General features: G+C 50.8%; 18 protein-coding genes, 1 tRNA gene and 11 pseudogenes. 15 read left to right on the top strand and 15 right to left on the bottom strand.

Annotated elements, in window-relative coordinates:
• The first annotated feature begins 27 nt into the window (after window positions 1-27).
• From ACWWJF_RS25830 to ACWWJF_RS25810, 5 genes and pseudogenes are all read left to right on the top strand, one after another.
• Window positions 28-1068 (top strand): IS481 family transposase, encoded by a 1041-nt coding sequence (locus tag ACWWJF_RS25830; RefSeq protein WP_455868509.1) that lies wholly within the window; start codon window positions 28-30, stop codon window positions 1066-1068.
• Between the two features lie 67 nt (window positions 1069-1135).
• Window positions 1136-2415, top strand: a pseudogene (locus ACWWJF_RS25825) (helicase C-terminal domain-containing protein); the annotation flags it as partial.
• 56 nt (window positions 2416-2471) lie between these two features.
• Complete coding sequence (gene ybiB, locus ACWWJF_RS25820; RefSeq protein ID WP_455871317.1) at window positions 2472-3440, top strand: DNA-binding protein YbiB; 969 nt, start codon at window positions 2472-2474, stop codon at window positions 3438-3440.
• A 166-nt stretch (window positions 3441-3606) separates the two neighbouring features.
• Window positions 3607-4041 (top strand): annotated as a pseudogene (locus ACWWJF_RS25815) (ATP-binding protein); the annotation flags it as partial.
• A gap of 72 nt (window positions 4042-4113) precedes the next feature.
• Window positions 4114-5388, top strand: coding sequence for a M3 family metallopeptidase (locus tag ACWWJF_RS25810; RefSeq protein WP_455871316.1), 1275 nt, complete (start codon window positions 4114-4116; stop codon window positions 5386-5388).
• Between the two features lie 126 nt (window positions 5389-5514).
• On the opposite strand, the gene glnQ is transcribed toward ACWWJF_RS25810, so the two are convergent.
• From glnQ to ACWWJF_RS25795, 3 genes and pseudogenes are all read right to left on the bottom strand, one after another.
• Complete coding sequence (gene glnQ, locus ACWWJF_RS25805; protein ID WP_455871315.1) at window positions 5515-6237, bottom strand: glutamine ABC transporter ATP-binding protein GlnQ; 723 nt, start codon at window positions 6235-6237, stop codon at window positions 5515-5517.
• Window positions 6234-6893 (bottom strand): glutamine ABC transporter permease GlnP, encoded by a 660-nt coding sequence (gene glnP, locus ACWWJF_RS25800; RefSeq protein ID WP_455871314.1) that lies wholly within the window; start codon window positions 6891-6893, stop codon window positions 6234-6236. Before glnP ends, glnQ begins: the two co-directional genes overlap by 4 nt.
• Before the next feature lie 26 nt (window positions 6894-6919).
• Window positions 6920-7282, bottom strand: a pseudogene (locus ACWWJF_RS25795) (transporter substrate-binding domain-containing protein); the annotation flags it as partial.
• Between the two features lie 79 nt (window positions 7283-7361).
• On the opposite strand from ACWWJF_RS25795, the pseudogene ACWWJF_RS25790 reads away from it, so the two are divergent.
• Window positions 7362-8205: pseudogene (locus ACWWJF_RS25790) on the top strand (IS5 family transposase).
• A gap of 77 nt (window positions 8206-8282) precedes the next feature.
• Here the strand turns inward: ACWWJF_RS25790 and ACWWJF_RS25785 are convergent.
• The 4 genes and pseudogenes from ACWWJF_RS25785 to ACWWJF_RS25770 all read right to left on the bottom strand — a co-directional run bounded on the left by ACWWJF_RS25785 (window position 8283) and on the right by ACWWJF_RS25770 (window position 11942).
• Window positions 8283-9323, bottom strand: a complete 1041-nt coding sequence (locus ACWWJF_RS25785) for an IS481 family transposase (RefSeq protein ID WP_455868660.1) — start codon at window positions 9321-9323, stop codon at window positions 8283-8285.
• A 119-nt stretch (window positions 9324-9442) separates the two neighbouring features.
• A pseudogene (dps, locus tag ACWWJF_RS25780) lies at window positions 9443-9697 on the bottom strand (DNA starvation/stationary phase protection protein Dps); the annotation flags it as partial.
• 427 nt (window positions 9698-10124) lie between these two features.
• Complete coding sequence (gene rhtA, locus ACWWJF_RS25775; RefSeq protein ID WP_455871476.1) at window positions 10125-11006, bottom strand: threonine/homoserine exporter RhtA; 882 nt, start codon at window positions 11004-11006, stop codon at window positions 10125-10127.
• A gap of 91 nt (window positions 11007-11097) precedes the next feature.
• Window positions 11098-11942 (bottom strand): IS5 family transposase gene (locus tag ACWWJF_RS25770; RefSeq protein ID WP_455871313.1). Its coding sequence is split into 2 segments (ribosomal slippage): window positions 11098-11597 and window positions 11597-11942, totalling 846 coding nucleotides; the frame shifts between segments, so codons are not numbered across the junction.
• Between the two features lie 391 nt (window positions 11943-12333).
• Here ACWWJF_RS25770 and ompX point away from each other — a divergent pair.
• Window positions 12334-12843 (top strand): outer membrane protein OmpX, encoded by a 510-nt coding sequence (ompX, locus tag ACWWJF_RS25765; protein ID WP_455871312.1) that lies wholly within the window; start codon window positions 12334-12336, stop codon window positions 12841-12843.
• Between the two features lie 324 nt (window positions 12844-13167).
• Here the strand turns inward: ompX and ACWWJF_RS25760 are convergent.
• Window positions 13168-13284: pseudogene (locus ACWWJF_RS25760) on the bottom strand (IS5/IS1182 family transposase); the annotation flags it as partial.
• 91 nt (window positions 13285-13375) lie between these two features.
• On the opposite strand from ACWWJF_RS25760, the gene ACWWJF_RS25755 reads away from it, so the two are divergent.
• A protein-coding gene (locus ACWWJF_RS25755; RefSeq protein ID WP_455871475.1) for an IS3 family transposase occupies window positions 13376-14583 on the top strand; the annotation gives its coding sequence in 2 pieces (ribosomal slippage) (window positions 13376-13697 and window positions 13697-14583; 1209 coding nt in all).
• 8 nt (window positions 14584-14591) lie between these two features.
• On the opposite strand, the pseudogene ACWWJF_RS25750 reads toward ACWWJF_RS25755, so the two are convergent.
• Window positions 14592-15364 (bottom strand): annotated as a pseudogene (locus ACWWJF_RS25750) (IS5 family transposase); the annotation flags it as partial.
• 77 nt (window positions 15365-15441) lie between these two features.
• Here ACWWJF_RS25750 and ACWWJF_RS25745 point away from each other — a divergent pair.
• Entirely contained in the window at window positions 15442-16521 is a 1080-nt protein-coding gene (locus tag ACWWJF_RS25745; RefSeq protein WP_455871311.1) for an MFS transporter, read from the top strand.
• Window positions 16522-16637: 116 nt separating this feature from the next.
• On the opposite strand, the gene ACWWJF_RS25740 is transcribed toward ACWWJF_RS25745, so the two are convergent.
• Window positions 16638-18125: an EmmdR/YeeO family multidrug/toxin efflux MATE transporter gene (locus tag ACWWJF_RS25740; protein ID WP_455871310.1), complete on the bottom strand. Its 1488-nt coding sequence runs from the start codon at window positions 18123-18125 to the stop codon at window positions 16638-16640.
• A 239-nt stretch (window positions 18126-18364) separates the two neighbouring features.
• Between ACWWJF_RS25740 and ACWWJF_RS25735 the strand changes: the two genes are divergently transcribed.
• Window positions 18365-18667 carry an ArsR/SmtB family transcription factor gene (locus ACWWJF_RS25735; RefSeq protein ID WP_455871309.1) on the top strand — a complete coding sequence of 101 codons (303 nt, stop codon included), beginning with the start codon at window positions 18365-18367 and terminating at the stop codon, window positions 18665-18667.
• Between the two features lie 46 nt (window positions 18668-18713).
• Here the strand turns inward: ACWWJF_RS25735 and ACWWJF_RS25730 are convergent, their stop codons facing one another.
• Complete coding sequence (locus ACWWJF_RS25730) at window positions 18714-20045, bottom strand: IS4 family transposase (protein ID WP_455871308.1); 1332 nt, start codon at window positions 20043-20045, stop codon at window positions 18714-18716.
• A gap of 121 nt (window positions 20046-20166) precedes the next feature.
• Here ACWWJF_RS25730 and ACWWJF_RS25725 point away from each other — a divergent pair.
• The 3 pseudogenes from ACWWJF_RS25725 to ACWWJF_RS25715 all read left to right on the top strand — a co-directional run.
• Window positions 20167-20697, top strand: a pseudogene (locus tag ACWWJF_RS25725) (rhodanese family protein); the annotation flags it as partial.
• Between the two features lie 167 nt (window positions 20698-20864).
• A pseudogene (locus ACWWJF_RS25720) lies at window positions 20865-21699 on the top strand (IS5 family transposase).
• 393 nt (window positions 21700-22092) lie between these two features.
• Window positions 22093-22919, top strand: a pseudogene (locus tag ACWWJF_RS25715) (IS5 family transposase).
• A 44-nt stretch (window positions 22920-22963) separates the two neighbouring features.
• On the opposite strand, the gene ACWWJF_RS25710 reads toward ACWWJF_RS25715, so the two are convergent.
• Window positions 22964-23248, bottom strand: a complete 285-nt coding sequence (locus ACWWJF_RS25710) for a hypothetical protein (protein ID WP_455871307.1) — start codon at window positions 23246-23248, stop codon at window positions 22964-22966.
• Between the two features lie 44 nt (window positions 23249-23292).
• Here ACWWJF_RS25710 and ACWWJF_RS25705 point away from each other — a divergent pair.
• Together ACWWJF_RS25705 and ACWWJF_RS25700 are read left to right on the top strand one after the other, a co-directional pair.
• Window positions 23293-23987, top strand: a pseudogene (locus ACWWJF_RS25705) (IS1 family transposase).
• Window positions 23988-24009: 22 nt separating this feature from the next.
• A complete protein-coding gene (locus tag ACWWJF_RS25700) occupies window positions 24010-24162 on the top strand; it encodes a YdgH/BhsA/McbA-like domain containing protein (protein WP_455871474.1) in 153 nt (50 codons plus the stop codon).
• Between the two features lie 151 nt (window positions 24163-24313).
• Here the strand turns inward: ACWWJF_RS25700 and ACWWJF_RS25695 are convergent.
• From ACWWJF_RS25695 to ACWWJF_RS25685, 3 genes are all read right to left on the bottom strand, one after another.
• Window positions 24314-24390: transfer RNA gene (locus tag ACWWJF_RS25695), tRNA-Pro, on the bottom strand.
• 78 nt (window positions 24391-24468) lie between these two features.
• Window positions 24469-26172 carry an LPS biosynthesis-modulating metalloenzyme YejM gene (yejM, locus tag ACWWJF_RS25690; RefSeq protein WP_455871306.1) on the bottom strand — a complete coding sequence of 568 codons (1704 nt, stop codon included), beginning with the start codon at window positions 26170-26172 and terminating at the stop codon, window positions 24469-24471.
• 15 nt (window positions 26173-26187) lie between these two features.
• Window positions 26188-26415, bottom strand: a complete 228-nt coding sequence (locus ACWWJF_RS25685) for a YejL family protein (RefSeq protein WP_291971954.1) — start codon at window positions 26413-26415, stop codon at window positions 26188-26190.
• Window positions 26416-26422 lie beyond the last annotated feature (7 nt).

Below are 26422 nucleotides of genomic sequence, written 5' to 3'. Positions count from 1 at the left end.
CCTTATACAAAACACGAGGTAACTCTCATGCTTCATACTAACAATCCCATCATCAAACACAAAGTCGGCCTGCTCAATCTCGCCGAAGAACTCGGTAACGTATCAAAAGCCTGTAAAATCATGGGGGTGTCACGCGACACGTTTTATCGCTATCAGGAACTGGCGGCAGAAGGCGGCATTGACGCTCTGGTTAACCAAAACCGCCGGGTTCCCAACCTGAAAAACCGTGCTGATGAAGCCACTGAACGTGCGGTTGTTGATTACGCCATTGAGTTCCCGGCTCATGGCCAGCACCGGACCAGTAATCAGCTGCGTAAAAAAGGCGTCTTCATTTCTGGCAGCGGTGTGCGCTCCATTTGGCAACGACACGATCTGGAAAACTTTCGTAAGCGCCTGAAGGCACTTGAGGAAAAAGTTGCCAGAGAAGGCATAGTACTTACTGATGCTCAAATCGCTGCACTGGAGAAGAAGGCGCACGACGACGAAGCCTGTGGTGAAATAGAGACTGCTCACCCGGGTTATCTGGGGTCGCAGGACACCTTCTACGTGGGTAATCTGAAAGGTGTTGGCCGTATCTACCAGCAGACGTTCGTGGATACGTACTCGAAAGTGGCGCACTGCAAGCTTTACACGAGTAAAGCACCGATCTCTGCCGCCGACCTGCTCAATGATCGCGTGCTGCCGTTCTACGAAGCTCAGGGGCTGCCAATGCTAAGAATACTGACGGACAGGGGGACGGAGTACTGCGGTAAAGTGGAACAACATGACTATCAGCTGTACTTGGCTATCAACGATATAGACCATACGAAAACGAAAGCGATGTCTCCGCAGACAAACGGTATCTGCGAGCGCTTCCATAAAACTATTTTGCAGGATTTTTATCAGGTTGCGTTCCGTAAGACGTTATACGAGGACCTAGAAAGTCTACAAAAGGATCTGGACAACTGGTTGTGGCATTACAATAATGAGCGAACTCATCAGGGTAAAATGTGCTGCGGGCGTACGCCAATGGCCACGTTACTTGATGGTAAACGAGTCTGGGCAGAAAAAAATCTGAACCAGATTTAATCTGACAGACACCTGTATAAATAACCGGTAACTGTCAGATCAGGTCTGAGCTAATACAGTTAAAGCGCAGATGGACAGTGTGATCCAACTGGTGGCAACCTGTATGGCGCAGTTCCCGCCAAAATCGCCGCCGCGTCTGACTAACCCTGAACGGTTGACGGCACATATTGAGGAGATGATTGAGCAGAACGCCGCATTTGTTGCCATGAGTGAGCTGTTTCTCCAGGGGGAAGGACAAGAAAGCGAATATCGCTTCCCGATGGGGGTTATGCCGGAAGAGATGCGGCAGGTGTTTGTCGGCCTGCATAAGCTAACGGATGGCCTGCGCGGCTTAACCGAATACCTGTTTCACGATCTCGGGGAGAAAACCGGCAAGCACGATTTGGTACGGGTTCATCAGGCGCTTTTGCGCATGAGCCGCGCCATGGGTTATCTGGAGAGTAAAACGCAACTCTGGCATTTGGCCGCGCTGGAGAAAGTATCCAACGCACCGGTATCTAAATGGCTGCATCGGGAATATCGCGAAGGGAAGTGGCGGCTATCGTTGCACTGTGCGGGAATACGCGTCTGTGACCAGCTCGACCGACTGCTGTGGCGCAATGTTTCGCACGTGGTTCTGACCTCCGCGACCTCACGCTCCCTGAACAGTTACCAGCGGCTGAAAGAACTCTCTGGCCTGGATGAAGAAGAGGGAGATCGTTTTATCACGCTGGATTCGCCTTTCAACCACTGTCAGCAGGGCAAGCTGGTGATCCCAAAAATGCACTGTGAACCCTTGCTGGAAAATGAAGTGCCACATATTGCCGAAATGGCGCGTTTTTTCCGCCAATCATTGTCCCAGCAGGGGCACAAAGGGATTCTGGTGTTGTTCGCCAGCCAAAGATCGATGCAGCAGTTTCTCTCACAGGTCACCGATTTGCTCTTAATGCTGCTGGTACAAGGGGATCAGCCGCGTTCGCGCCTGATTGCGTTGCACCGACAACGCGTGGAGGCGGGCGACGTCAGCGTACTGGTTGGTTTGCAATCTTTTGCCGAAGGGCTGGATTTGAAAGGTGAACTGCTGTCGCAAGTGCATATTCATAAGATTGCCTTTCCCCGATTGACAGCCCGGTGCTCCTGACCGAAGGGGAGTGGTTAAAAAGTCAGAAACGCCATCCCTTTGTGGTGCAAAGCCTGCCTGCCGCTTCATTTAACCTGATCCAGCAGGTTGGGCGTTTGATTCGCAGTAACACCTGTTTTGGTGAAATCGTTATCTATGATAGACGCTTGTTGACCAAGGGATACGGTGCGCAACTGTTGGTGGCGTTGCCGGTATTCCCCATTGAACAACGTGATGTGCCAGCCTGATATAAACATGCTATTTTTGCAGAAAGAGATCGATCGTCTTTTTCGCGGGAGAACGCATGGACTTTACCACCATCATCAAAGAGATCGGGCGGGGGAAAAATCACGCACGTGATTTGGATCAGGACGCTGCCTACTCGCTATATCGTCATATGCTGCAAGGTGATGTGCCCGATCTGGAACTGGGCGGTGTACTGATTGCCTTGCGAATCAAAGGGGAAGGTGAAGCAGAGCTGCGCGGTTTCTATCAGGCAGCCAGCGAGCAGGTATTGCGCTTGCACGCGCCTGCGGGTCGCCCGATGCCTATTGTCATCCCCAGCTACAACGGTGCGCGGCGCCAGCCCAATCTGACGCCGTTGCTGGCGTTATTGCTGGTTAAATTGGGCTTTCCAGTGGTGGTTCAAGGCGTTGAAAATGACCCGACGCGGGTAACCAGCGCGGAAATTTTGCAAGCGCTCGGGGTGAAAAGTGCGAGTAGCGCCAAGGCGGCGCAGTCATTGATTGATGACGGGTTCCCGGTATTTATTCCGATTTCAGTCCTGAGTCCTGCCTTGGATAAACAGTTGCAACTGCGCTGGCGCATGGGCGTGCGCAATATCAGTCATACGCTGGCTAAATTGTTGACGCCGTTTGGCGAGCAAGAGGCATTGCGTTTGACCAGCGTCTCACATCCGGAATACGTCACTCGGCTTAATCAGTTTTTCCTTGATATCGATACCAGAGCGTTGCTGATGCACGGCAGGGAAGGTGAGGTCTATGCGAATCCGCAGCGATGTCCTGAAATTCAGTTTATTCGGGGGCAACACAGCGTAGTGCTACAACAGCGTAAGGATATTGTTGTAGCACCGGATAAGTTGCCGATTGCCCGGGATGTAGCGACGACTGCGCGTTGGACAGCGCAGTGCCTGGCGGGGGAAATTGCAGTACCTTATGCCCTGCGTTTGCAACTTGCTTGCTGTTTGGTTGCTGGCGGTATGTCTCCTACCATGGAACAAGCGGTGGCGACCATTAGCAAACGGTTTGGCTAAAATGCCCGCACGTAAAATCTGACGTCATCATTTCAAAAGGTAGGATTAAGAACGCCTTTTTAAGCCTGACTTCTGTGGTAAGTGAGAGCAGCAAGGTGGCTTGATGTTTACTGACGGACGTTTTGATCGACTCTGGGGTCAATGTAGTGGTCAACTAATATTGGCCACTACAAGCGGAAAAAGCTGGGTAGGTTGTGCCCTGGGCGAGCAGGCGTGCCGGCAAAAGAGAAGCGTTCAATACTGGCGCATGGGTCGGCTGCTGGATCAGCTTGAGCAGGGCCGACTGGACGGCAGCTGGCTTAAGCAACTGAAACAGCTTCAAAAAATAGAGTTTCTTATCTTGGACGACCTTGGTCTTGAAGTTATCACAACGCGGCAATGCAATGACTTGCTGGAAATAACGGAAGAGCGATATGGGCAAACCAGCACGATCCTTATCAGCCAGTTGCCGGTGGAGCAATGGTACGGAGTGATGGAAAACCCGACGGCGGCAGATGCCTTCCTGGATCGGCTGATCCACAACTCTCACAGAGTGGAGCTTCAGGGAGAATCATTAAGGAAAAATAGCCTGGCAGTGGAAAGCGCAGAAGAAACACGCTAAAACGATAAAAAAGTTAGGTTCCCGGGTGATCGATTACGATGCGAAAACGTGATCGACCTTAGATGCGAATCGATGATCGATCGCATGCGAATACGCACTGAGCAGTTGTTTGCCATCCTGGACCGTTTTGAAGAGCAAACGCGCGATGCGAATGCACGCAGTCTGGCCGCACTGGCGAGCGAGAAAGGGGATAATGCGCTGCAACCGTGGAATATTCGTTATGCCAGTGCAGGAGATGTCACCCGCCAACTGGATCCCTACTTTCCTTTCTCGGCCTCGTTAGAACGCTGGATTAACAGCTTTAAGCGACTGGACATCGGGTTCAATGGTGCAGAGATGCAACTGGACTTGCTGGTGCGCAAAGACAAGTATGAAAATGGCTTTATGCACGGTCCGGTTCCGCCCTTTGTACAGGAAGGGCAGTGGTTGCCAGCAAAAATCAATTTCACCAGTTTGGCTAAACCTGATCAAGTGGGCAGCGGTGCTACGGGTATCAATACCCTGTTTCATGAAGGTGGTCATGCGGCGCATTTTGCCAATATTCGTCAGAATGCACCTTGCTTCTCGCAGGAATTCCCGCCTACATCGATGGCATATGCGGAAACGCAATCCATGTTTTGCGACAGCCTGCTGCACGACGCTGACTGGTTAAAGCGCTATGCTAAGAATCGCCAGGGCGAAGTCCTCTCTGATGCCTTGATCAAAGCTGATATCGCTGTGCGTCAACCAATGCGTGCCTTTAACGAGCGCCACATTTTGCTGGTGCCTTACTTTGAATGGCAGCTTTACAGCATGGATGAAGATGCACGCACGCCAGCAGCGATTACACAACTGGCGCGTGACATCGAGCAGCGTATTTTAGGCATTGGCGGTAGCCCACGTCCTACCATTGCCATCCCGCATCTTTTATCAATGGAATCAGCCTGTTCCTACCAAGGTTATCTGCTGGCGCTGATGGCGGTAGAGCAGACGCGGCATTTCTTTCTTAAGCGCGATGGCTATCTTACGGATAACCCAGCCATTGGCCCGGATCTGGCTCTGCATTACTGGCGTCCTGGCAACAGCTTCAGCCATGATGACACGCTGCGCAGTTTGACAGGCGAAGGGTTCAATCCGGCGTATCTGGCCGAGGCCTGTAATTTGACGATTGAGCAGGCGTGGCAGCAGGCGCAAGCGGCTATCTTGCATGCTGCCCAGCATCCGCAACCTGTGGCTGATGCCGATTTGAATGCCCACATTCGTATTGTCGATGGTACTCGTATATTGGCAGACAATCGGGATGGCGATAGTGCGATGTGTGAGGCGTTTGCGGCGTTCATTGAACGCGAATATCCTTATACAGCGTAAGTCTCTAAACCGGGTGCGTGTCTGGCCGACGCGTGGTGATTTCGGTGGGCAACGCAAGGGGCGGTGACAAAGAGAAGGGGAGCCCGGTAAGGTGCTCCCCTTTTTTAATGCACTCTTGCGACAGTATCAGGAGACACGCTGCAAGAACTCACGCAACCGCTCACTGGGAGGATTGGTGATCAGCTCTTCAGGGTCGCCATCTTGGGCGATACGGCCTTTATCAATGAAAATCAACCGTGAAGCGACTTTATGAGCGAATCCCACTTCGTGCGTAACGATGACCATGGTCATGCCTTCGTCCGCAAGATCTTTCATTACTGTCAGTACTTCGTGACGTAATTCTGGATCGAGTGCCGAGGTTGGCTCATCAAACAGCATCAGTTTGGGTTTGACAGCGAGTGCACGTGCGATTGCTACGCGCTGCTGCTGTCCACCAGAAAGTTCGGACGGAAAGTGATTCGCACGTTCAGAAAGACCCACTTTCGCCAACAGTTTCAGTGCCAACTTCTCGGCTTCCGCTTTGCTGGCTCCGCGTACGCGAATTGGACCAAATGCTACGTTTTCCAGCACGGTCAGATGCGGGAAAAGATAAAATTGTTGAAACACCATACCCGCTTCCTGGCGGATAAGACGCTCATCAACTTTAGGATCGTTCACTTTCAGACCGTCGACAATCAGCTCACCGCTGGTAATTTCTTCCAGCTTATTGATACAGCGCAGTAGCGTGGATTTACCGGAGCCTGAGGGGCCGATAATCACCACCACTTCACCCTGGTTGATATTCAGATTGATGTCATGCAACACCTTTGTCTGACCAAAGTGTTTATAAACGTTCTTGAATTCAATCATATAATCTTAAGTTTTCTTTCCAACTGACGCAAAATGAAACTCAGTACCAAGGTAATGACAAGGTAAATTACCGCAACCGCACTCCAGATTTCCAGTGCGCGAAAATTGCCCGCAATGATTTCTTGCCCGGAACGCGTCAGTTCCGCCACGCCGATAACGATGAACAGCGAGGTATCTTTGATACTGATGATCCATTGGTTGCCTAATGGCGGTAACATCCGGCGCAACGCCAACGGTGCAATCACATGGCGTAGCGTATCGCGTTTTGATAACCCCAGTGCCAAACCCGCCTCACGAAACCCTTTGTGAATCGACAATACCGATCCGCGCGTAATTTCCGCGATATAGGCACCTGAGTTGATCATGATGGTGACTATCGCAGCAGCGAAGGGATCGATACGCACCGACGTCAGGATCATCGGCAAGGCGAAGTAAATAAACATGACTTGTACAACAATCGGTGTACCGCGGATGATTTCAATAAACACCAACGTGATCTTGTTGGAAATCCAACTCCCGTAGACGCGGGCAAAGCCTGCGACGACACCGATAACCAAGCCACCCAGCAGACCCAGCACGGAAATCAGCAAGGTCATTTTTGCCCCTTCTAACAGAAGGGGCAGAGAAGGCCAGATGGCACTCCAATCAAACTGCATGAACGTTCTCCAGACTGATACGGCAATTATTTCGGTTCAGTGCCGAACCATTTTTTATAAATTTCAGCATAGGTGCCGTTGTCACGCAGCGTTTGCAATGCCGCATTCACTTTTTCACGCAGTTCGCTGCCTTTCGGGAAGGCGACACCGTATTGCTGTGCCTTGATGGAATCACCCACCGCTTTAAACTGACCGTTGCCTGCTGTTTTGATGAAGTACAGGATATTCGGCGTATCATGCAGTACCGCATCGGCACGACCGACACCTAACTCCATGTAAGCATTGTCAATATTTGGGAACTGGCGCAGTTCTTTGGTCTTGATATTGGCCTTGGCGTAGTCAACTGAACCGGTACCACTTTTCACTGCCACTACTTTGCCCGTCAGATCCTGTTCACCCTGAATGCTAGGCTGTGTCCCTTAATCCCATGAATTATAGTAACTGTTTGTTTCTACATCATTTTGAACTATGGCTCGCTACGACCTTCCCGATGAAGCATGGGCTATCATCCAGCCCTTACTCCCTGCTGAACCAGCAACACTACAGGCCGGACGCCCATGGGCTGAGCATCGCATGATTATCAATGGTATGTTCTGGGGGCTGTGCTCTGGTGCCCCATGGCGTGATTTACCTGAGCGATATGGTCCGTGGAAAACCGTTTATAACCGTTTTAACCGATGGTCAAAATCGGGAGTGATTAACATTATTTTCAATAAGTTACTTTCATCACTTGATGCCCATGGCCTCGTGGACTGGTCAGCGACTGCGCTGGATGGTAGCAATATCAGGGCGCTGAAATGTGCTGCCGGTGCTCAAAAAAACATCCCGATATCGCCGGAGATAATGGGCTGGGTCGCTCTCGCGGTGGTTTTGGCACCAAAATCCATATGGCTACAGACGGAAGTGGTCTTCCGTTAAACATCGTGTTGAGCCCCGGTCAGGCTCATGAAAGTCAGTTTGCACTACGTCTTTTGGACGGTATTGGTGTTCAACGCCAGAACGGCAGTATGAAACGCCGTGGTTATGCGGTGCTGGCTGACAAGGCGTACTCCGGGCATGTATTACGTAACGAGCTGAAAAAAGAGGTATAAAAACTGTCATTCCCCGAAAATCCACTGAAAAAATGGCGGTGGATGGTCGTTCAAAGCTCGATCGTGACGCCTACCGCAATCGGAACGTTGTTGAGCGGTGCTTTGGCCGTCTGAAAGAATACCGTCGCATTGCGACACGTTACGACAAAACGGCGAGGAATTATCTGGCAATGTTGAAACTGGGCTGCATCCGCCTGTTTTACCAGAGGTTATGTAATTAAGGGACACAGCCTAGTGTTATGTATTAGCTCAGACCTGATCTGACAGTTACCGGTTATTTATACAGGTGTCTGTCAGATTAAATCTGGTTCAGATTTTTTTCTGCCCAGACTCGTTTACCATCAAGTAACGTGGCCATTGGCGTACGCCCGCAGCACATTTTACCCTGATGAGTTCGCTCATTATTGTAATGCCACAACCAGTTGTCCAGATCCTTTTGTAGACTTTCTAGGTCCTCGTATAACGTCTTACGGAACGCAACCTGATAAAAATCCTGCAAAATAGTTTTATGGAAGCGCTCGCAGATACCGTTTGTCTGCGGAGACATCGCTTTCGTTTTCGTATGGTCTATATCGTTGATAGCCAAGTACAGCTGATAGTCATGTTGTTCCACTTTACCGCAGTACTCCGTCCCCCTGTCCGTCAGTATTCTTAGCATTGGCAGCCCCTGAGCTTCGTAGAACGGCAGCACGCGATCATTGAGCAGGTCGGCGGCAGAGATCGGTGCTTTACTCGTGTAAAGCTTGCAGTGCGCCACTTTCGAGTACGTATCCACGAACGTCTGCTGGTAGATACGGCCAACACCTTTCAGATTACCCACGTAGAAGGTGTCCTGCGACCCCAGATAACCCGGGTGAGCAGTCTCTATTTCACCACAGGCTTCGTCGTCGTGCGCCTTCTTCTCCAGTGCAGCGATTTGAGCATCAGTAAGTACGATGCCTTCTCTGGCAACTTTTTCCTCAAGTGCCTTCAGGCGCTTACGAAAGTTTTCCAGATCGTGTCGTTGCCAGATGGAGCGCACACCGCTGCCAGAAATGAAGACGCCTTTTTTACGCAGCTCATTACTGGTCCGGTGCTGGCCATGAGCCGGGAACTCAATGGCGTAATCAACAACCGCACGTTCAGTGGCTTCATCAGCACGGTTTTTCAGGTTGGGAACCCGGCGGTTTTGGTTAACCAGAGCGTCAATGCCGCCTTCTGCCGCCAGTTCCTGATAGCGATAAAACGTGTCGCGTGACACCCCCATGATTTTACAGGCTTTTGATACGTTACCGAGTTCTTCGGCGAGATTGAGCAGGCCGGCTTTGTGTTTGATGATGGGATTGTTAGTATGAAGCATGAGAGTTACCTCGTGTTTTGTATAAGGATTCGACACCCATATCAAAACCGGTAACTCTCAACCTTTCAAGGTCCAGTGTCAGATCAAGTCGCGACTAATACAATTATAGAATGCCACGGTTATTCTGCGATGTTGGCTTCGATAAACCACAGGAATTTATCCAGATCGCGAGAAGCTGCCGTTAACATATCCGCACTGTCTTCATCTTCTGTTTTCGCAATAGCACTGCGCATTTCGTTTGCGACAACGCTGTAACGCTCCGCCAGTGCTTTCAGATGATCCTGTACACTGTGGATATTGGTCGGGTAGCTTTTCAGCGAGGTTTCTTTATTAATGACCTGCACTGTACCCAGTGCGATGCCACCCAGTTGTACTCATATCGTTATACACATCTTTCTAACGCACTGTTTAATCAATGAGTTACGGGTTTATCTCAGAGTGGCATTTTGAACCTCAAAAAGCCAATGGGATGGCTTGAATGCCTTAATTCACGGGGTTCTGAGCATCCTGTTCAAAAAATGGCCAAAAGATGTGTATAACGATATGGGTAATACCTATTATAGAAATTGCCCATGCACTATGCAGGTGTATGTCTTTTTGACTGATTTTATTATAGAAATCCCACGTCATTATTATAGCAAATAACGATAGTGAATGAGAATTATTTAGCTCTTATAATAACTTGTGCCTATTCTGACGTCACTGTCATTTGCGAAGCAATATATCTGAAAGGGGCCTTCTCTTGCCGCAGTCTGCCGCCTGCAAGAGAAGAAACGCGATTGAATTCTGAAGGGGGGCGTGTCAGCTTTGGGCGCTATCAGTGATGCGTGTTCGTTTTGCTGTGAGCGTAGCACCGAGGGAAGCGGCGATGATACAAAACAGCGCTACCCATTGCGTCAGCAACAGGTTCTCACCGAGAAACAGAATCCCGGATAGGGCGGCAATGGCGGGTTCCATGCTCATCAACGTGCTGAAGGTTTTGGCGGGGAGACGGGTCAGTACCATCATCTCCAACGAGTAGGGTAGTGCCGTGGAGAGGATCGCGATGGCGATACCAAGCGGCAGAATGGCTGGGGAGAGCAATGAAGTATCTGCAAAATAAGCACCCAGGGGGCAAAACACCACAGCGGCAACCAATGAGCCAATAGCCACTGTCGCCGGGCCATGGTTAGCGCCTGCGCTTTTTCCGAACACGATATATAACGCCCAGCAGGCACCTGCGCCGATGGCGCAGAGCGCGCCTTGCATATCGACGTTGGCAATGTCGTTATCCAGCGGTAATAGAAACCACATACCAGTTAGTGCCAAAAGGATCCAAAGGAAATCAAGCGCCCTACGCGACGAAAATATGGCCACGGCCAGCGGGCCGGTAAATTCAAGCGCGACCGCTACACCCAGTGGAACAGTTCGAATAGAGAGATAAAACAAAAAGTTCATGCCACCGAGGGTCAGGCCGTATAGCAGCAGCGGTAATCGATTCCCCTGAATACGCATGCGCCACGGTTTAAAAACAATGCATAAAATCAGAGCTCCAAGCCCAAGGCGCAGCGCTGTAACGCCGGGAGCCCCTATCAGCGGAAACAGGTTTTTCGCTAAAGCGGCCCCACTTTGGATGGAAAGCATCGCAATCACGATAAGAAGAACAGGCAACAGCGTCGAGCCGCGCAAAGCAGATAAGGTCATCCTTTGGGCCTTGATAAACAGGGAAGAAGTCATGATGGTGTGAGAAAGGGCGTCCATAAATTATGTTTTTTTCCACACTAGGCTGTGTCCCTTAATTGCATAACCTCTGGTAAAAGAGGCGGATGCAGCCCAGTTTCAACATCGACAGATAATTCCTCGCCGTTTTGTCGTAACGTGTGGCAATACGGCGGTATTCTTTTAATCGGCCAAAACATCTTTCCACTACATTGCGATGACGGTAAGCGCCACTGGCGAACCGTGAGTGCCCGTCCGAAGCCATTTTTTCATTCGTTTTTCGGGGGATGACTGCCTTTATCCCCTTTCGTTTCAGCTCGTTGCGTAGTGCATGCCCTGAATAAGCTTTGTCAGCCAGCACCGCATAACCACGACGCTTCATGCTGCCATTGTGGCGCTGAACACCAATACCGTCCAGAAGACGTAATGCGAACTGGCTTTCGTGAGCCTGTCCGGGGCTCAACACGATGTTTAACGGGAGACCACTTCCGTCTGTTGCCAGATGGATTTTGGTGCCAAAACCACCGCGAGAGCGACCCAGATCGTTATCTCCGGCGATATCGGGATGTTTTTTTGAGCACCGGCAGCACATTTCAGCGCCCGGATATTACTGCCATCCAGCGCCGTGGCAGACCAGTCAACGAGACCATGCGCATCAAGAGCAGAAAGTAACCTGTTGAAAATAATGTTAATCACATCCGATTTTGACCACCGATTAAAGCGGTTATATACGGTTTTCCACGGACCATATCGCTCAGGTAAATCACGCCATGGAGCACCTGAGCACAGAATCCAGAACATACCATTGATGATTTTACGATGTTCTGCCCATGGACGTCCGGCACGTGGTATTGCTGGTTCAGCAGGCAGTAAAGACTGGATGATCATCCATGCTTCATCGGGAAGGTCGTAGCGAGCCATAGTTCAATATACTGTGGAAACATACGGTTACTATAACTCAGGCAATTAAGCGACATAGCCTAATCCAGTGTAAATGATTTGTCGGCACTACGCTTACTTTAATTGACTTTTATTTACGATATATTTATTTACGGTGTGGAATGAATTGCGGCCTGTATATTAACTGAACGCAACATTAAGATTTGTCTGTATTTTACTGTCGGGTGGGAATTAATTTTAGTTTCGTGGTCAGCATTTTTTAGTGATTATAAATCATGCCGTTACGTGTTTATTGAAAATTTTTGTTACATCTATAAGCGGTTTGATAAATATTTAATGCGCAGCACATCAGGTTTTTTTGTTATATTAAGTCTGCTTAAACTTCTTTCATAAGATGAATTCGAGGCAGTATATGAAAAAATTTGCGTGTCTTTCCGCACTGGCTTGCGTATTTGCAGTAAACGCAGGTTCCGCATTCGCCGGCCAAAGTACCGTATCCGCCGGATATGCTCAGGGTGATGCCCAGGGCGTGGTGAACAAAGCGAAAGGTTTTAACCTTAAATACCGCTATGAGTTTGATGACAGCCAGGTTGGCGTAATCAGCTCCTTCACCTATCTGGAAAACAGCCAGTCCAACGACGGTTACTACAATAAAGGCCAATACATGGGCTTTACTGCGGGCCCGGTTTACCGTATCAATGATTGGGCAAGCGTCTATGGCGTGATTGGCCTGAGCCACGGTAAATACACTTACAATGCGGCAGACGATACCGACAATAACCATAACTATGGTTTCACCTACGGTGCAGGTTTGCAATTCAACCCGATTCAGGACGTTGCCCTGGATGTTGGTTATGAGCAAAGCCGTATCCGTAGCGTCGATGTTGGCACCTGGGCGGTTGGCGTAGGCTACCGCTTCTAAGGGTGTTGTGCGGTCAGAAAATCGATTCTGAACTGCAATACGATGCCATATAAAAATCCGCCGTCATGGCGGATTTTTTTGTCTGTGGAGTGAACCGGTAGTGTGGGGGTAGATGATTATTATCTTGACGTTAAGATAATTTATGCAAGAATACGCGCTAAGAAAGTAAGCACCCGTCGCATTTTTGATGACACAACCCTCAGCGCTAAAATAGCCATCACAGGATCATTTTATGCCCGCTTCCCCCAGGCACTCACGCCAATTTCTCTTTATCGCCACTCTCCTGCTCGGAATAAACCTGCGCCCGATTCTATGCTGTGTCCCTTAATTACATAACCTCTGGTAAAACAGGCGGATGCAGCCCAGTTTCAACATTGCCAGATAATTCCTCGCCGTTTTGTCGTAACGTGTCGCAATGCGACGGTATTCTTTCAGACGGCCTGATGTAGCCCCCTGTAACACCAGACAGTAGCTGTATCTCCAGATAAGAGATAGGCTTAGATATATGTCTAACAATCATGCTAATTTTGAAATGACCGGGATCCTGTTAGGGCAAGAAGTCCGTAAGCGTAAAACTCCGCAAGAGAAAATCGCCATCATTCAGCAGACAATGGAGCCGGGGATGAACGTCTCCCATTTAGCCCGCCTGCATGGCATCCAGCCCAGCCTTTTGTTTAAGTGGAAGAAGCAATACCAGGAAGGAAGCCTCACCGCCGTTGCGGCCGGAGAAGAAGTGGTTCCAGCTTCGGCGCTGGCGACTGCCCTCAAGCAGGTCCGGGAGCTACAGCGCCTTCTGGGTAAGAAGACGATGGAAGTTGAGATCCTCAAAGAAGCAGTGGAGTACCGCCAGTCGCGAAAATGGATAGCGCACGCGCCCTTGTTGCCAAAGGACGGGGAATAGCTCTGGTCAGCCGCGCCATGAGCGTGTCGCGTGCGCAGCTGTCACTGCGGGTTAACCGTTCTGCCGACTGGCTGGACAGGCGCAGCAACCGGCGTAATGACGAAGCTGATGCTGAGATATTATCGGACATCCTCCGTATCATCAGCGACATGCCCAGTTACGGTTACCGCCGAGTGTGGGGTATCCTGCGTAAGCAACGTCGTGCAGAGGGACTTCCACCGGTGAACGCCAAACGGCTTTACAGGATAATGAGCGAGCATAACCTGCTGTTGTTGCATGATAAAACTGAACGTCCGAAGCGGGAGCATAAAGGCAAAATCGCGGTAGCAGAGAGCGATATGCGCTGGTGCTCAGATGGCTTCGAGTTCGGTTGTGACAACGGCGAGAAGCTGCGGGTGACGTTCGCACTGGACTGCTGCGACCGGGAGGCCATAGACTGGGCAGCGAGCACCAGGGGTTATGACAGTTCAACCGTGCAGGATGTGATGCTGAGGTCGGTGGAAAAACGCTTCGGTAGCGCGCTGCCGGATAAACCAGTGCAATGGCTGACGGATAATGGTTCAGCGTACACAGCGCATGAAACGCGGAAGTTCGCCAGAGAACGGAATCTGGAGCCCTGCACAACAGCAGTGAGCAGTCCACAGAGTAACGGCATGGCAGAACGGTTCGTGAAGACGATGAAGGAAGATTACATCGCCTTCATGCCAAAACCCGATGTGCGAACAGCGCTGAAGAATCTTGCAGCGGCGTTCAATCATTACAATGAAAACCATCCGCACAGTGCGCTGGGATACAACTCCCCAAGAGAATATCGGCGCCAGCGGGCATCGTTAACTTAAGATACAAAAGCTGTCCGGAGATGGTGGGTCAAGATCAATTCTTTCAGACGGCCAAAGCACCGCTCAACAACGTTCCGATTGCGGTAGGCGTCACGATCGAGCTTTGAACGACCATCCACCGCCATTTTTTCAGTGGATTTTCGGGAGATGACAGTTTTTATACCTCTGTTTTTCAGCTCGTTACGTAATATATGCCCGGAGTACGCCTTGTCAGCCAGCACCGCATGACCACGGCGTTTCATACTGCCGTTCTGGCGTTGAACACCAATACCGTCCAAAAGACGTAGTGCAAACTGACTTTCATGAGCCTGACCGGGGCTCAACACGATGTTTAACGGAAGACCACTTCCGTCTGTAGCCATATGGATTTTGGTGCCAAAACCACCTCGAGAGCGACCCAGCCCATTATCTCCGGTGATATCGGGATGTTTTTTTGAGCACCGGCAGCACATTTCAGCGCCCTGATATTGCTACCATCCAGCGCAGTCGCTGACCAGTCCACGAGGCCATGGGCATCAAGTGATGAAAGTAACTTATTGAAAATAATGTTAATGACTCCCGATTTTGACCATCGGTTAAAGCGGTTATAAACGGTTTTCCATGGGCCGTATCGCTCAGGTAAATCACGCCATGGGGCACCAGAGCACAGCCCCCAGAACATGCCATTGATAATCATGCGATGCTCAGCCCATGGGCGTCCGGCCTGTGGTGTTGCTGGTTCAGCAGGGAGTAAGGGCTGGATGATAGCCCATGCTTCATCGGGAAGGTCGTAGCGAGCCATAGTTAAAAATGATCTAGAAACAAACAGTTAGTGTAACTCATGGGATTAAGGGACACAGCCTAACCGTGGTGGGCCCATTGCTTGAACAAATTCAGCAGGCAACTGGCTTGGACGACAGCCAGGCTGGCCTGTTAACCACATTGCCCATCCTGGCAATGGGAATTTGCGAGCTTTACGGCGGCTGGCTGCAATGTCATCTGGGGGAGTATCACGGCATTCTGCTCGGCATTACCATCATTACGGTTGCTTGTCTGGTGCGCTTTCCCTGGGATACGCGCATTGGGTTCTTGGTGAGTGCTGCGCTTGGCGGTGTAGGCATTGCGCTGATTCAGGCATTGGTACCGTCGTTTATCAAGCGCTTCTTTCTCCAGCGCAGCAGTCTGTTGATGGGACTTTATACTACGGGGATTATGGCTGGGGCAGCCGTTGCTGCGGCGACGGCCTCACCGTTGTCGGGTATCGCTGGCTGGTCTGGCGCGTTGGCATGTTGGGGGAGCGTGGCATTTATCGCTCTGCTGGTCTGGTACAAAGCGCCGTCGTCGCGTGAGGAGCATGAGCAGAATGCGATTTATCATCCCGCGCCGCACGGTTTGCAACATTGGACCTTGATGCTGTTCTTTGGGATAGGGACGGGGGCTTATACGCTGGTGCTCGCCTGGTTGCCACCCTATTACATGCAGTTAGGGTGGAGTGCCGCGCAAAGTGGCTTTTTGCTGGGGGGATTAACGCTGACCGAGGTGTGTGCAGGGTTGGCCGTTTCCGCATTGATTTCCCGCTTTCCCGATCGACGTATGCTGCTGGTGCCAATACTGGTGTTACTGCTGTCAGGCATGATACTGCTGTTGGTGGCACCGCTGTCCCTGGCTTTTGTCGCGATGATTCTGCTCGGAATTGGTATCGGGGCGCTGTTTCCACTTTCGCTAATTGTTGCACTCGATCACGCAACCAATGTGCAAGAAACAAATCGATTGATGGGATTTGTTCAAGGCGGAGGCTATATCCTCGCAAGCGTGATGCCTACACTCGCAGGTGTCATTCGACAGCACACTGAAGGGTTGGAGCAAGCCTGGACGATCATGGCGTGGGGCGTTGTCGTGCTTATTGTGATGGCATTTCGCTTTCGGCCATCAAGCACTCACAGAACGCGCGGGCGCTAATGTAAGCGCTGCCTTACTTGCCATTTTGGCTCTGGCAGTGCTCGAATCCTCAGGCACTCCGCGTCGGTTCCGGTTTCTGCGCACTGTAGTGTCAAGCCGATAATGTCTACCGTGTGTTAAGCGGTGGGAGGTCGGTAGCGCCACAGCCACCGGCCGCTGGCCATACGGAGATAATACAACAGGCCGCGCACGATCCAATCAAAGAACATGCCCATCCACACGCCGATAACGCCAAAACCGAGCCAGATACCGAGGATATAACCTGCTACAATGTGGCATCCCCACATACTGGCCATGGCTACCCACATGGTGTAACTGGCGTCTTTTGCCCCCTTCAAGCCCGCAGGCACTACCCAGGCCGCTGCCCAAAGCGCGTTCAACCATAGCAACTGTTTGGCAACCTCGATCACTTCGGGCTCATTGGTATACAGTGATGACAAGAAACTGGCCGAAGGTATTGATGATAAGGCGATGATACATAAGCCGATATTGGAAAGCACAAAAATATACTGTAACTGGCGAATCGACTGAAAAATCTGCCCTTTACCCAAGCGTGTTCCAACGATGATCGTTGCTGTCGACCCGAGGGCATTGCCGGGGAGGTTGATCAGTGCTGCGATAGAGAAGGCGATAAAATTACCCGCGATGACCTCTGTGCCCATTCCGGCGACAAAGCGTTGTGTGATCAGTTTGCCCAGATTAAACATCACGGATTCCACGCTAGCAGGAACACCGATGCTTAACACTTCATACAGAATCGTGTAAGTGAAAGGCGCAAAATAGGATTTGAACGGGATGCGCAGGGCACCGTTAAAGCCGTGCATCAACGTAAGAATGACAAACACCGCACCGATATAGCGTGACAGCGTCGTGCCGATACCTGCGCCATAGAACCCCAGACCATCCCAGGAAAAAATCCCGTATATCAGCACACTACTGATCAGAATGTTCAAGATGTTCATGCCGATGTTTATGAACATCGGCAGCTTGGTATTACCGGCCCCGCGTAGCGCCCCACACCCGACCAAGGCAATCGCCATTGCCGGGTAGCTCCACCCTGTTTGCCGCAGAAACACCAGCGCCAACGCTTTAACATGCTGATCCGCTGAACCGGCGATCAGATTAATAATGGCTTCACCCGCCAATTCAATCAGCAGCACCAACAAAAAGGAGACCAGTACCAGCAAAGACATAGACTGACGCGTTGCCGCACGGGCCTGTTTGCGATTACGTTGGCCCAGACTGAACGCCAGTACAACCGCGGTGCCCAGTGCGACAGCAGTAAAGAAAGCGATGATGAGCATGTTAAAACTGTCGGCCAGACCCACGGCGGCCATGGATTCCTTGCCCAACCAACTGACAAGAAAGGTGCTGAATACCCCCATCAGCACCACGCATAGCCCCTCAATAAAAATGGGCACGGCCAGCGGTGTGATCTCGCGCCAGAGCAGAACACGGTTTGAGTGCCGTTTTTTGTACCAATCCGTTTGGTGATATCTATTGACTAATCGAGAGAAGTTTTTCATGCACCGCTTTGAAATTATTCTGAATAAGGCCTGGTTGAGCAACAGCGACGTGGCGATAACGCTACCTGCTGGTGTCATCACGCAAAGTCGCGATAGTGTGTCTTGTTTTATTACTGGAAACGTTGATCTGGCTAATGATCGCCCCCAACAGTACGTCAGGTGCTGAAGAAATCTGAAACAGTGGACCGATTTTAATAGAGTAACAGCCAACCGAAAGATGCTCCAGCCCTTGTCACACTTTTCAGAGAAAACGCTTGATTTGTTTTAATTGTAATTTTAGTATTTACTTAATTAATGGTTTTCTAAAATAATCAGCGATGCCGGATACCGTGAGTGAATTGCAGCGGCGTGTCCATGACGCTGCGTTGTTGTTAAAGGCGATGGCGAATGCCAATCGTTTACTGATTCTTTGTATGTTGGTAGAGCGTCACCAGGTGAGCGCTGGCGTACTCGGGCAGGTTTGCGGCTTAAGCCCTTCTGCCACATCGCAGCATCTGGCGCGTATGCGTTCTGAAGGGTTGGTTATCGCTCAGCGCGAAGGCACCACCATCTATTACGCGATTGCTAACCACGATCTGGAACGCATTATCACGACGCTCAAAGACATTTATTGTCCTTGAAAGAGAGGAATAGCATGGTAACGCTACCTTATCTTTCCCCACCTCGTTATACACATCTCTGTTCGTGCCTGAGCGCGCGTAGCGTTTCGGCGGCCGTCATGACTTTCTGCAAGCCTTTCCAGATAGTTTTTGCGCCTGGTTCACCGTCGCCTTTTCGAGCAAGAAAGCCTCCGAGTTGCGCAACTAAGCGCAATACTTCGTTTAGCTTAGGGCGGCCCTTGGGCATACGCTTGTTCATCAGTAGGTAAGCGCCATGAGTCTCGTCGGAATCAAAGAACAACATTGCGTCCAGCTCTGGACAGGTTCGTCCCATACGCATTAAATAGGCGATGCGCCATGCCACGATCATGAACAGCGCCAATGCCCGCTCAATGCGATCCACGGTCGATAACTGTAACGCTTCGACACAGCAGCCGTTCTTCAGCACATTGAAGAACATCTCGATTTCCCATCTAGCCCGATACCAGTCGATCAGCTCCACGATATCTTCTCGTCCTTCAGGTACGCGATTGCTCAGCAACCGCCACTCGACCGGCTTCACGCCTGCTGGCGGCTCAATTTCCTTGGCTATCACACAAGTCACTGCCAACCCGCAACGCAGCGACACTCGCTTCACGCGCAGCGCCTGTTTCACCGTACGCGCCTTCTGCCCCGCGCGAACCGCCATAACGAATTGGATTTCTCCCACCGGCACGGTCTTTCCAACCTTCTGCCAAAGCTTCTCATTACAGTCCAGACTGCGATTATGAGTCGAGCGGATCAACCAGTCAGCCGGAGTGCCAAGGTCATCAGCGAGCTGCATCAACGCCTTGATATCCGCTTCGCGATCGGCTAAGTACACCAGACGTGTGTTTGGCAACTCCGAGGCGAGTTCAGCAACTCGCTCGTATCCCTCGAGCCAGCGCGTACTCTCCTTGATCCCATCGCGTTTTCCGTCTGCATCCTTCGGCTCTCTTGCCCACATCCACGCATCCAGTACGCCCAACCCCACGCGATCCGGACTGACCGCGTAGGTCGGATGCAGGTACAGACCACGCCTGGCTTCGTAGTTCAAGGGACCCAAGCCTTGGATTTGCTGCCCGTTGAAGTCAAGCTCGGTAGTGTCTTGGATACACAGCACAACCTCGTGTTCTCGGATCCTTTCCTGCGTACGCTGCCAGTGAGGTTGCAGAATGTCTCGCCATTCGAATGCTTGGTTCTCCATGAAGCGGTAAGCACCCAGCGTCTCAGACCATCCGAGGCACGCATGCGGAATGCTGGCTTGCGGATTCTCAGCCAGCCGTATCAAAAGCCCTTTGGCACGCTTATTGAGCCTCGTGTCACCAAGATTTACCCCTTCCAGTTCTTGGTGTGCCCAGCCATCTGAATCCCGTGTCATTTTTTAGCGCCGTAAATGGCGATAGTACACGTCGGTTTCACTTCATTTACAACCCCACCGGCTGCCTATTTCAGCCCGCTAACCCTTGGCATATAAGGCGTTGCGGACTTGTGTATAACGAGGTGATCTTTCCCCCGTTGAGGCTCGGCAGCGCCAGGCTGACGGGGCGTTGATGGTTGATATTCGCCAGATAGCAGAATTCCAGCGTGAGCGTATTCCGCAATCACGTCTTTACTCGCTGGGGGAGTTGGCCAGCGAGCCGTCGGGAATAACATTACCTGCAAATAAAACGGTTATTTTTTACTGTTTATCGGGAGCGCGCTGCGAACTGTATGCACAGCAGATAGCAACACTGGTTCCCGATCAACGCGCATTTTTGCTGGAAGGGGGGCTCAACGCATGGAAAAAGGCGGGTTTGCCGATTGAAGTAGATCGCTCGCAACCGCTGCCTGTCATGCGTCAGGTACAAATTGCTGCTGGCGGGTTGACACTGCTAAGTGTTGTCTTGGGGTACACGTTACATCCGGCTTTTTTTAGTGTCGCCGGTTTCATCGGTGCAGGATTTGTGTTTGCCGGTGTCAGCGGATTTTGCGGTATGGCCAGATTACTGATGCACATGCCTTGGAATAAGCGCAGTGGCCTTAATGGCTGAAACCGTGCTCTGGTGTGCTAACCCTGGCAATTTCAGCTAAAAAAAACCGACTGGAGTCGGGGCAAAGGTATCTAGGCTGTGTCCCTTAATTGCCTGAGTTATAGTAACCGTATGTTTCCACAGTATATTGAACTATGGCTCGCTACGACCTTCCCGATGAAGCATAGATGATCATCCAGTCTTTACTGCCTGCTGAACCAGCAATACCACGTGCCGGACGTCCATGGGCAGAGCATCGTAAAATCATCAATGGTATGTTCTGGATTCTGTGCTCAGGTGCTCCATGGCGTGATTTACCTGAGCGATATGGTCCGTGGAAAACCGTATATAACCGCTTTAATCGGTGGTCAAAATAGGGTGTGATTAACATTATTTTCAACAGGTTACTTTCTGCTCTTGATGCGCATGGTCTCGTTGACAGGTCTGCCACGGCGCTGGATGGCAGTAATATCCGGGCGCTGAAATGTGCTGCTGGTGCTCAAAAAAACATCCCGATATCGCCGGAGATAACGGTCTTGGTCGCTCTCGCGGTGGTTTTGGCACCAAAATCCATCTGGCAACAGGCGGAAGTGGTCTCCCGTTAAACATCCTGCTGAGCCCCGGACAGGCTCACGAAAGCCAGTTCGCATTACGTCTTCTGGACGGTATTGGTGTTCAGCGCCAGAATGGCAGCATGAAGCGTCGTGGTTATGCGGTGCTGGCTGACAAAGCTTATTCAGGGCATGCACTACGCAACGAGCTGAAACGAAAGGGGATAAAGGCAGTCATCCCCGAAAAGCGAATGAAAAAATGGCTTCGGACGGGCGCTCACGGTTCGCCAGTGGCGCTTACCGTCATCGCAATGTAGTGGAAAGATGTTTTGGCCGATTAAAAGAATACCGCCGTATTGCCACACGTTATGACAAAACGGCGAGGAATTATCTGTCGATGGTTAAACTCATATCCGTTATACACATCTTTTGGCCATTTTTTGAACAGGATGCTCAGAACCCCGTGAATTAAGGCATTCAAGCCATCCCATTGGCTTTTTGAGGTTCAAAATGCCACTCTGAGATAAACCCGTAACTCATTGATTAAACAGTGCGTTAGAAAGATGTGTATAACGATATGGGTTAAACTGGGCTGCATCCACCTCTTTTACAAGAAGTTATGTAATTAAGGGACACAGCCTAGAACCTTACTTATAAGGCGGAGCGGAGTATATAATTTAAAACGCCGTTCATAAAATATAAAACGAAGTTTTTTTTCTGGATTGTGACGGGTATCTTGCTTTGGCGCTACGTCAGGTCAGACACGGCTTGCCGAGAAAAGTCAGTGACATAGGGTGTAAGGCTAGGCTGTGTCCCTTAATCCCATGAGTTATACTAACTGTTTGTTTCTACATCATTTTGAACTATGGCTCGCTACGACCTTCCCGATGAAGCATGGGCTATCATCCAGCCCTTACTCCCTGCTGAACCAGCAACACCACAGGCCGGACGCCCATGGGCTGAGCATCGCATGATTATCAATGGCATGTTCTGGGGGCTGTGCTCTGGTGCCCCATGGCGTGATTTACCTGAGCGATACGGCCCATGGAAAACCGTTTATAACCGCTTTAACCGATGATCAAAATCGGGAGTCATTAACATTATTTTCAATAAGTTACTTTCATCACTTGATGCCCATAGCCTCCTGGACTGGTCAGCGACTGCGCTGGATGGTAGCAATATCAGGGCGCTGAAATGTGCTGCCGGTGCTCAAAAAAACATCCCGATATCACCGGAGATAATGGGCTGGGTCGCTCTCGAGGTGGTTTTGGCACCAAAATCCATATGGCTACAGACGGAAGTGGTCTTCCGTTAAACATCGTGTTGAGCCCCGGTCAGGCTCATGAAAGTCAGTTTGCACTACGTCTTTTGGACGGTATTGGTGTTCAACGCCAGAACGGCAGTATGAAACGCCGTGGTCATGCGGTACTCGCTGACAAGGCGTACTCCGGGCATGTATTACGTAACGAGCTGAAAAACAGAGGTATAAAAACTGTCATCTCCCGAAAATCCACTGAAAAAATGGCGGTGGATGGTCGTTCAAAGCTCGATCGTGACGCCTACCGCAATCGGAACGTTGTTGAGCGGTGCTTTGGCCGTCTGAAAGAATACCGTCGCATTGCGACACGTTACGACAAAACGGCGAGGAATTATCTGGCAATGTTGAAACGGGGCTGCATCCGCCTGTTTTAACAGAGGTTATGTAATTAAGGGACAAGCCTAGATTGACGCTATTTTTACGCTGCTCTCATCGAGACGCGTGGCGCCAATACCTCTTTCAGTTCGACATTTTTACCCTCAATAGAAACACACTGAAACAAGGTGCGATCTTCTATCAGCATTTCCCCTTCATGCAGGCTAAGGGTAAATTCGCTGATGGCGTGTGCTGCGTGGGTGAAATGGGTTTTGTACAAGGCTTGATGAGGTCCTTTGCCGGCCTTGTGGGCCATGGCGATATTCTTATCGGCGGAGGTGGATAGAAACTTTTTAACCAGAAAAGTATCTTCGGGTAATTCCTTCAAATAGTTGGCTTTTGTGATATTCTGCCGCTATTTGAGGTTTCCACGTGGTTACTGTTTTTGTTCATTGCCCTCGCTGCCATTCAGATAAAGTTTATCGACATGGCCTTAGTCCAACTAAGCGCGAACGCTTCCGGTGTCAGTGCTGTCGCCGTGTATTCCAGCTTACCTACCGCTATGAAGCGCGAAAGCCGTGAGTCAAAGAGCAGATCGTTGATATGGCCTTCAACGGTGCTGGTGTTCGCGATACCGCCAGAAAGTTGAAAATCGGCATCAATACGGTCATCCGGGCTTTAAAAAGCTCTCGCCCCGCAGGATAACGTCTTCTCCCGTTGCTCACGCCGACATCGCCCTTATCTGTGAACTTGATGAGCAATGGAGCTTCGTTGGCAGTAAGGCGCTACAGCACTGGCTCTGGTTCGCTTACAATACCAAAACGGACGGTGTTCTGGCCTACACTTTTGGCCCCCGAACCGATGAGACCTGCCGTGAATTGCTGGCTCTGTTGACACCGTTCAACATCGGCATGATTACCAGTGACAACTGGGGCAGCTATGCAAGAGAGGTTCCGAAGCAGAAACATCTGACTGGCAAGATCTTCACGCAACGCATAGAGCGCAATAACCTGACGCTCCGTACCCGCATTAAACGACTGGCGCGTAAAACGATTTGCTTCTCGCACTCCGTCGAGATCCACGAAAAAGTCATCGGCGCGTTTATCGAAAAACACATGTTCTACTAATTGGAGTCATTACCCGCAAGACATTGGCACTGTGCAAGTGAGCGGTGCAGAAACGCTGAGCGCCTTTGAAGCTCAGGTAGCGGCAAAAGCGGAAGCAGCTGGCGCATCTTCGTACAAGATTGTTTCTGTAGCCGGTAACGATCAACTGCGCGGTACCGAAATCCTGTACAAATGATTTCAAGATTGCGCTTTGATCTGCCAGAAAGGGGAGCGAAAGCTCCTTTTTTTGTGCGTGGAGGTTCAACGTGTGCCGTCTGGCATCTTGCCCGGCCAAATTCCAAGCATAAAAAAACCAACCGCAAAAGCTTGGTTTTCTTGGGATTGTTTGGTCGGCACGAGAGGATTTGAACCTCCGACCCCTGACACCCCATGACAGTGCGCTACCAGGCTGCGCTACGTGCCGACGCTATGGGGCGCTATATTACCGTCTCCTGAACCGATTGCAATAGCCTGCTGGCGCGATCGCTTTAGATTTAGGCAGTTAGTTGGCAATAAATCGCCTTTCGCTGGTGAGTACCTGTAACAGCAGCGGTAAACTTGGTTTTTCATCACGCAATTTTTCACCGTCGCTGTTGTAGGCATCGTAGCTGCCATTGGCTTCCAATTGGATGATCTGCTCTGGCGTTGTGATCATCAACGCACCGCGGTTGCCGTTCACCAGCCAGTTATTACGTCGCTGGGCCGCAAACAGGTCTTCCCCTTGCGAGTAGTCCGTGGCGGACGTTTTGACATGCAGCAAACGCTGCATCAACGTGACCATAACGTCTTTTTGATCCGTCATTTTACTGATGCTCTGCGCCGGTGTACCCGGCCAATGTACCACCAATGGGATCTGCCACTGTGAGCGACGGTAGCGGCTGCCTTTATCCTGTTCGCTGGATTTTGCCGTAATAATCACGACGGTATTATCCAGTTTACCTTGGCTTTGCAACGTATTAAGTATTGCGCTGATGTTTTGATCGGTGGCTTTAGTATCCGTTAGGGCTCGGGTGCCAGTGGTGCCAAGCTCAATATAAGAGAACCACGGCGATGTGGGTTGCGTACCGGTTTCCAGCCACGTCTGCCACTGTTGAACGGTATCAACATCACGTTGAGTTACCGGTACTGACAGCGAAAAGTCTGACAGCAGTGCCTGGCGATAAAGCGGGTTATCAAATCCGTTGCTTGAGAAAAGACCAAATTGATAGCCTTGTTGGTTCAGGGAACTCACTAACGCTGATGGCGTGCGTGCACTCAATACCCCATCCATGTAGGTGGTCGAGATGCCATAGAACAGGTTGAACAGGCTGCTTTGGGCATTCTGGCTGACATTGAAATGGTTGCTGAAGTGCACGTTCTCTTCTGCAAAACGCATCAACTGCGGCATACGGGTGAGCGGCAGTTGATCTGCCACCACAATCAACAGATTGTAGCCGCTGCCGGCATCGCGGAACTGAATATTGTTCAGTGGGTATTCCAGCGTAATCGCCTCAGGGTTGCCCTGTAGGGCAATGCGTCGCTCATACGCTTGAGCGTCCAGCAGGCCGTGTTTTTCCAGAAATCGTCGCGCAGTCATCGGATAGGATAACGGCAATGTGGCGCGCTGCATGGTGATAGGTCGATAGAAGTTGGCATCGGCCCAGATATACATCATATGTGAGGCGAAAAACGCACTGATAAATACCGCGGCGACCGGCATGCCAATGCGGTGACGGTTCAGACTACGCAGTTTTTGCCAGCACCAGGTGCCAAACAGCATCTCAACCATGAAAATCACGGGGATGCCGATAAACATCAGTTGCCAGTCACGGGCCAGGTCACTTTGCTCTGGATTGATCACCAACTCCCAGACGGTGAGATTCAAGTGCAGGTGGAAGCGGCTAAACACCTCCATATCCAGCAACAGCAGCGTCAGACCTGCGGTTGCCAACGCCGCGGAAAGAAAACGCAGCAAACGCTGCGGCATCACCACGAACGTCAAGGGAAAGACAATCAATAGGTAGACGGCGAAAACGATAAAACTAAAATGCCCCAGCCAACTGACAAGGGCATAGCTACGGCCAAGTAACGACGAGGGCCAATCCGCCACGAACAGATAGCGGCTGCCCACCCCCAGACTCAACAGGATGTTAAATAGCGCGAACCAATGCCCCCAACTGATCATCTGGGAAACTTTTTCGCGATAGTTGTGACGGTTGCTTACCATAGCCTCTGGTCGGTGTTAGTGCGCGTTATGGGTAGTGATGGATGCCTGCAACGCATCAGCAAAAGAACGAGCCAATACCTGACGCTGCTCCGGTGCTACGCTGGTGTTGATAAGATTGGTGACCATGTTGCCCAAAACCATCAAGGAGAGGTCAGTAGGGGTACGGTGTTTTTCCAATACGCTTACCAATTCGGAAAGCACTTGTTCGACGAGTTCGTCACTGTAACGGGATAATTGTGCCATAAAAGGG

The sequence above is a fragment of the Symbiopectobacterium sp. Eva_TO genome (assembly GCF_053848865.1).
This window is presented reverse-complemented; position numbering and strand designations above follow the sequence as displayed.

What these genes read in the sequence shown, in the direction of transcription:
- ACWWJF_RS25830 (WP_455868509.1), top strand. Translation starts at nt 28, where the DNA reads ATGCTTCATACTAACAATCCCATCATCAAACACAAAGTCGGCCTGCTC.
- ybiB (WP_455871317.1), top strand. Translation starts at nt 2,472, where the DNA reads ATGGACTTTACCACCATCATCAAAGAGATCGGGCGGGGGAAAAATCAC.
- ACWWJF_RS25810 (WP_455871316.1), top strand. Translation starts at nt 4,114, where the DNA reads ATGATCGATCGCATGCGAATACGCACTGAGCAGTTGTTTGCCATCCTG.
- glnQ (WP_455871315.1), bottom strand. Translation starts at nt 6,237, where the DNA reads ATGATTGAATTCAAGAACGTTTATAAACACTTTGGTCAGACAAAGGTG.
- glnP (WP_455871314.1), bottom strand. Translation starts at nt 6,893, where the DNA reads ATGCAGTTTGATTGGAGTGCCATCTGGCCTTCTCTGCCCCTTCTGTTA.
- ACWWJF_RS25785 (WP_455868660.1), bottom strand. Translation starts at nt 9,323, where the DNA reads ATGCTTCATACTAACAATCCCATCATCAAACACAAAGCCGGCCTGCTC.
- rhtA (WP_455871476.1), bottom strand. Translation starts at nt 11,006, where the DNA reads ATGACCTTATCTGCTTTGCGCGGCTCGACGCTGTTGCCTGTTCTTCTT.
- ompX (WP_455871312.1), top strand. Translation starts at nt 12,334, where the DNA reads ATGAAAAAATTTGCGTGTCTTTCCGCACTGGCTTGCGTATTTGCAGTA.
- ACWWJF_RS25740 (WP_455871310.1), bottom strand. Translation starts at nt 18,125, where the DNA reads ATGACACCAGCAGGTAGCGTTATCGCCACGTCGCTGTTGCTCAACCAG.
- ACWWJF_RS25735 (WP_455871309.1), top strand. Translation starts at nt 18,365, where the DNA reads ATGCCGGATACCGTGAGTGAATTGCAGCGGCGTGTCCATGACGCTGCG.
- ACWWJF_RS25730 (WP_455871308.1), bottom strand. Translation starts at nt 20,045, where the DNA reads ATGACACGGGATTCAGATGGCTGGGCACACCAAGAACTGGAAGGGGTA.
- yejM (WP_455871306.1), bottom strand. Translation starts at nt 26,172, where the DNA reads ATGGTAAGCAACCGTCACAACTATCGCGAAAAAGTTTCCCAGATGATC.
- ACWWJF_RS25685 (WP_291971954.1), bottom strand. Translation starts at nt 26,415, where the DNA reads ATGGCACAATTATCCCGTTACAGTGACGAACTCGTCGAACAAGTGCTT.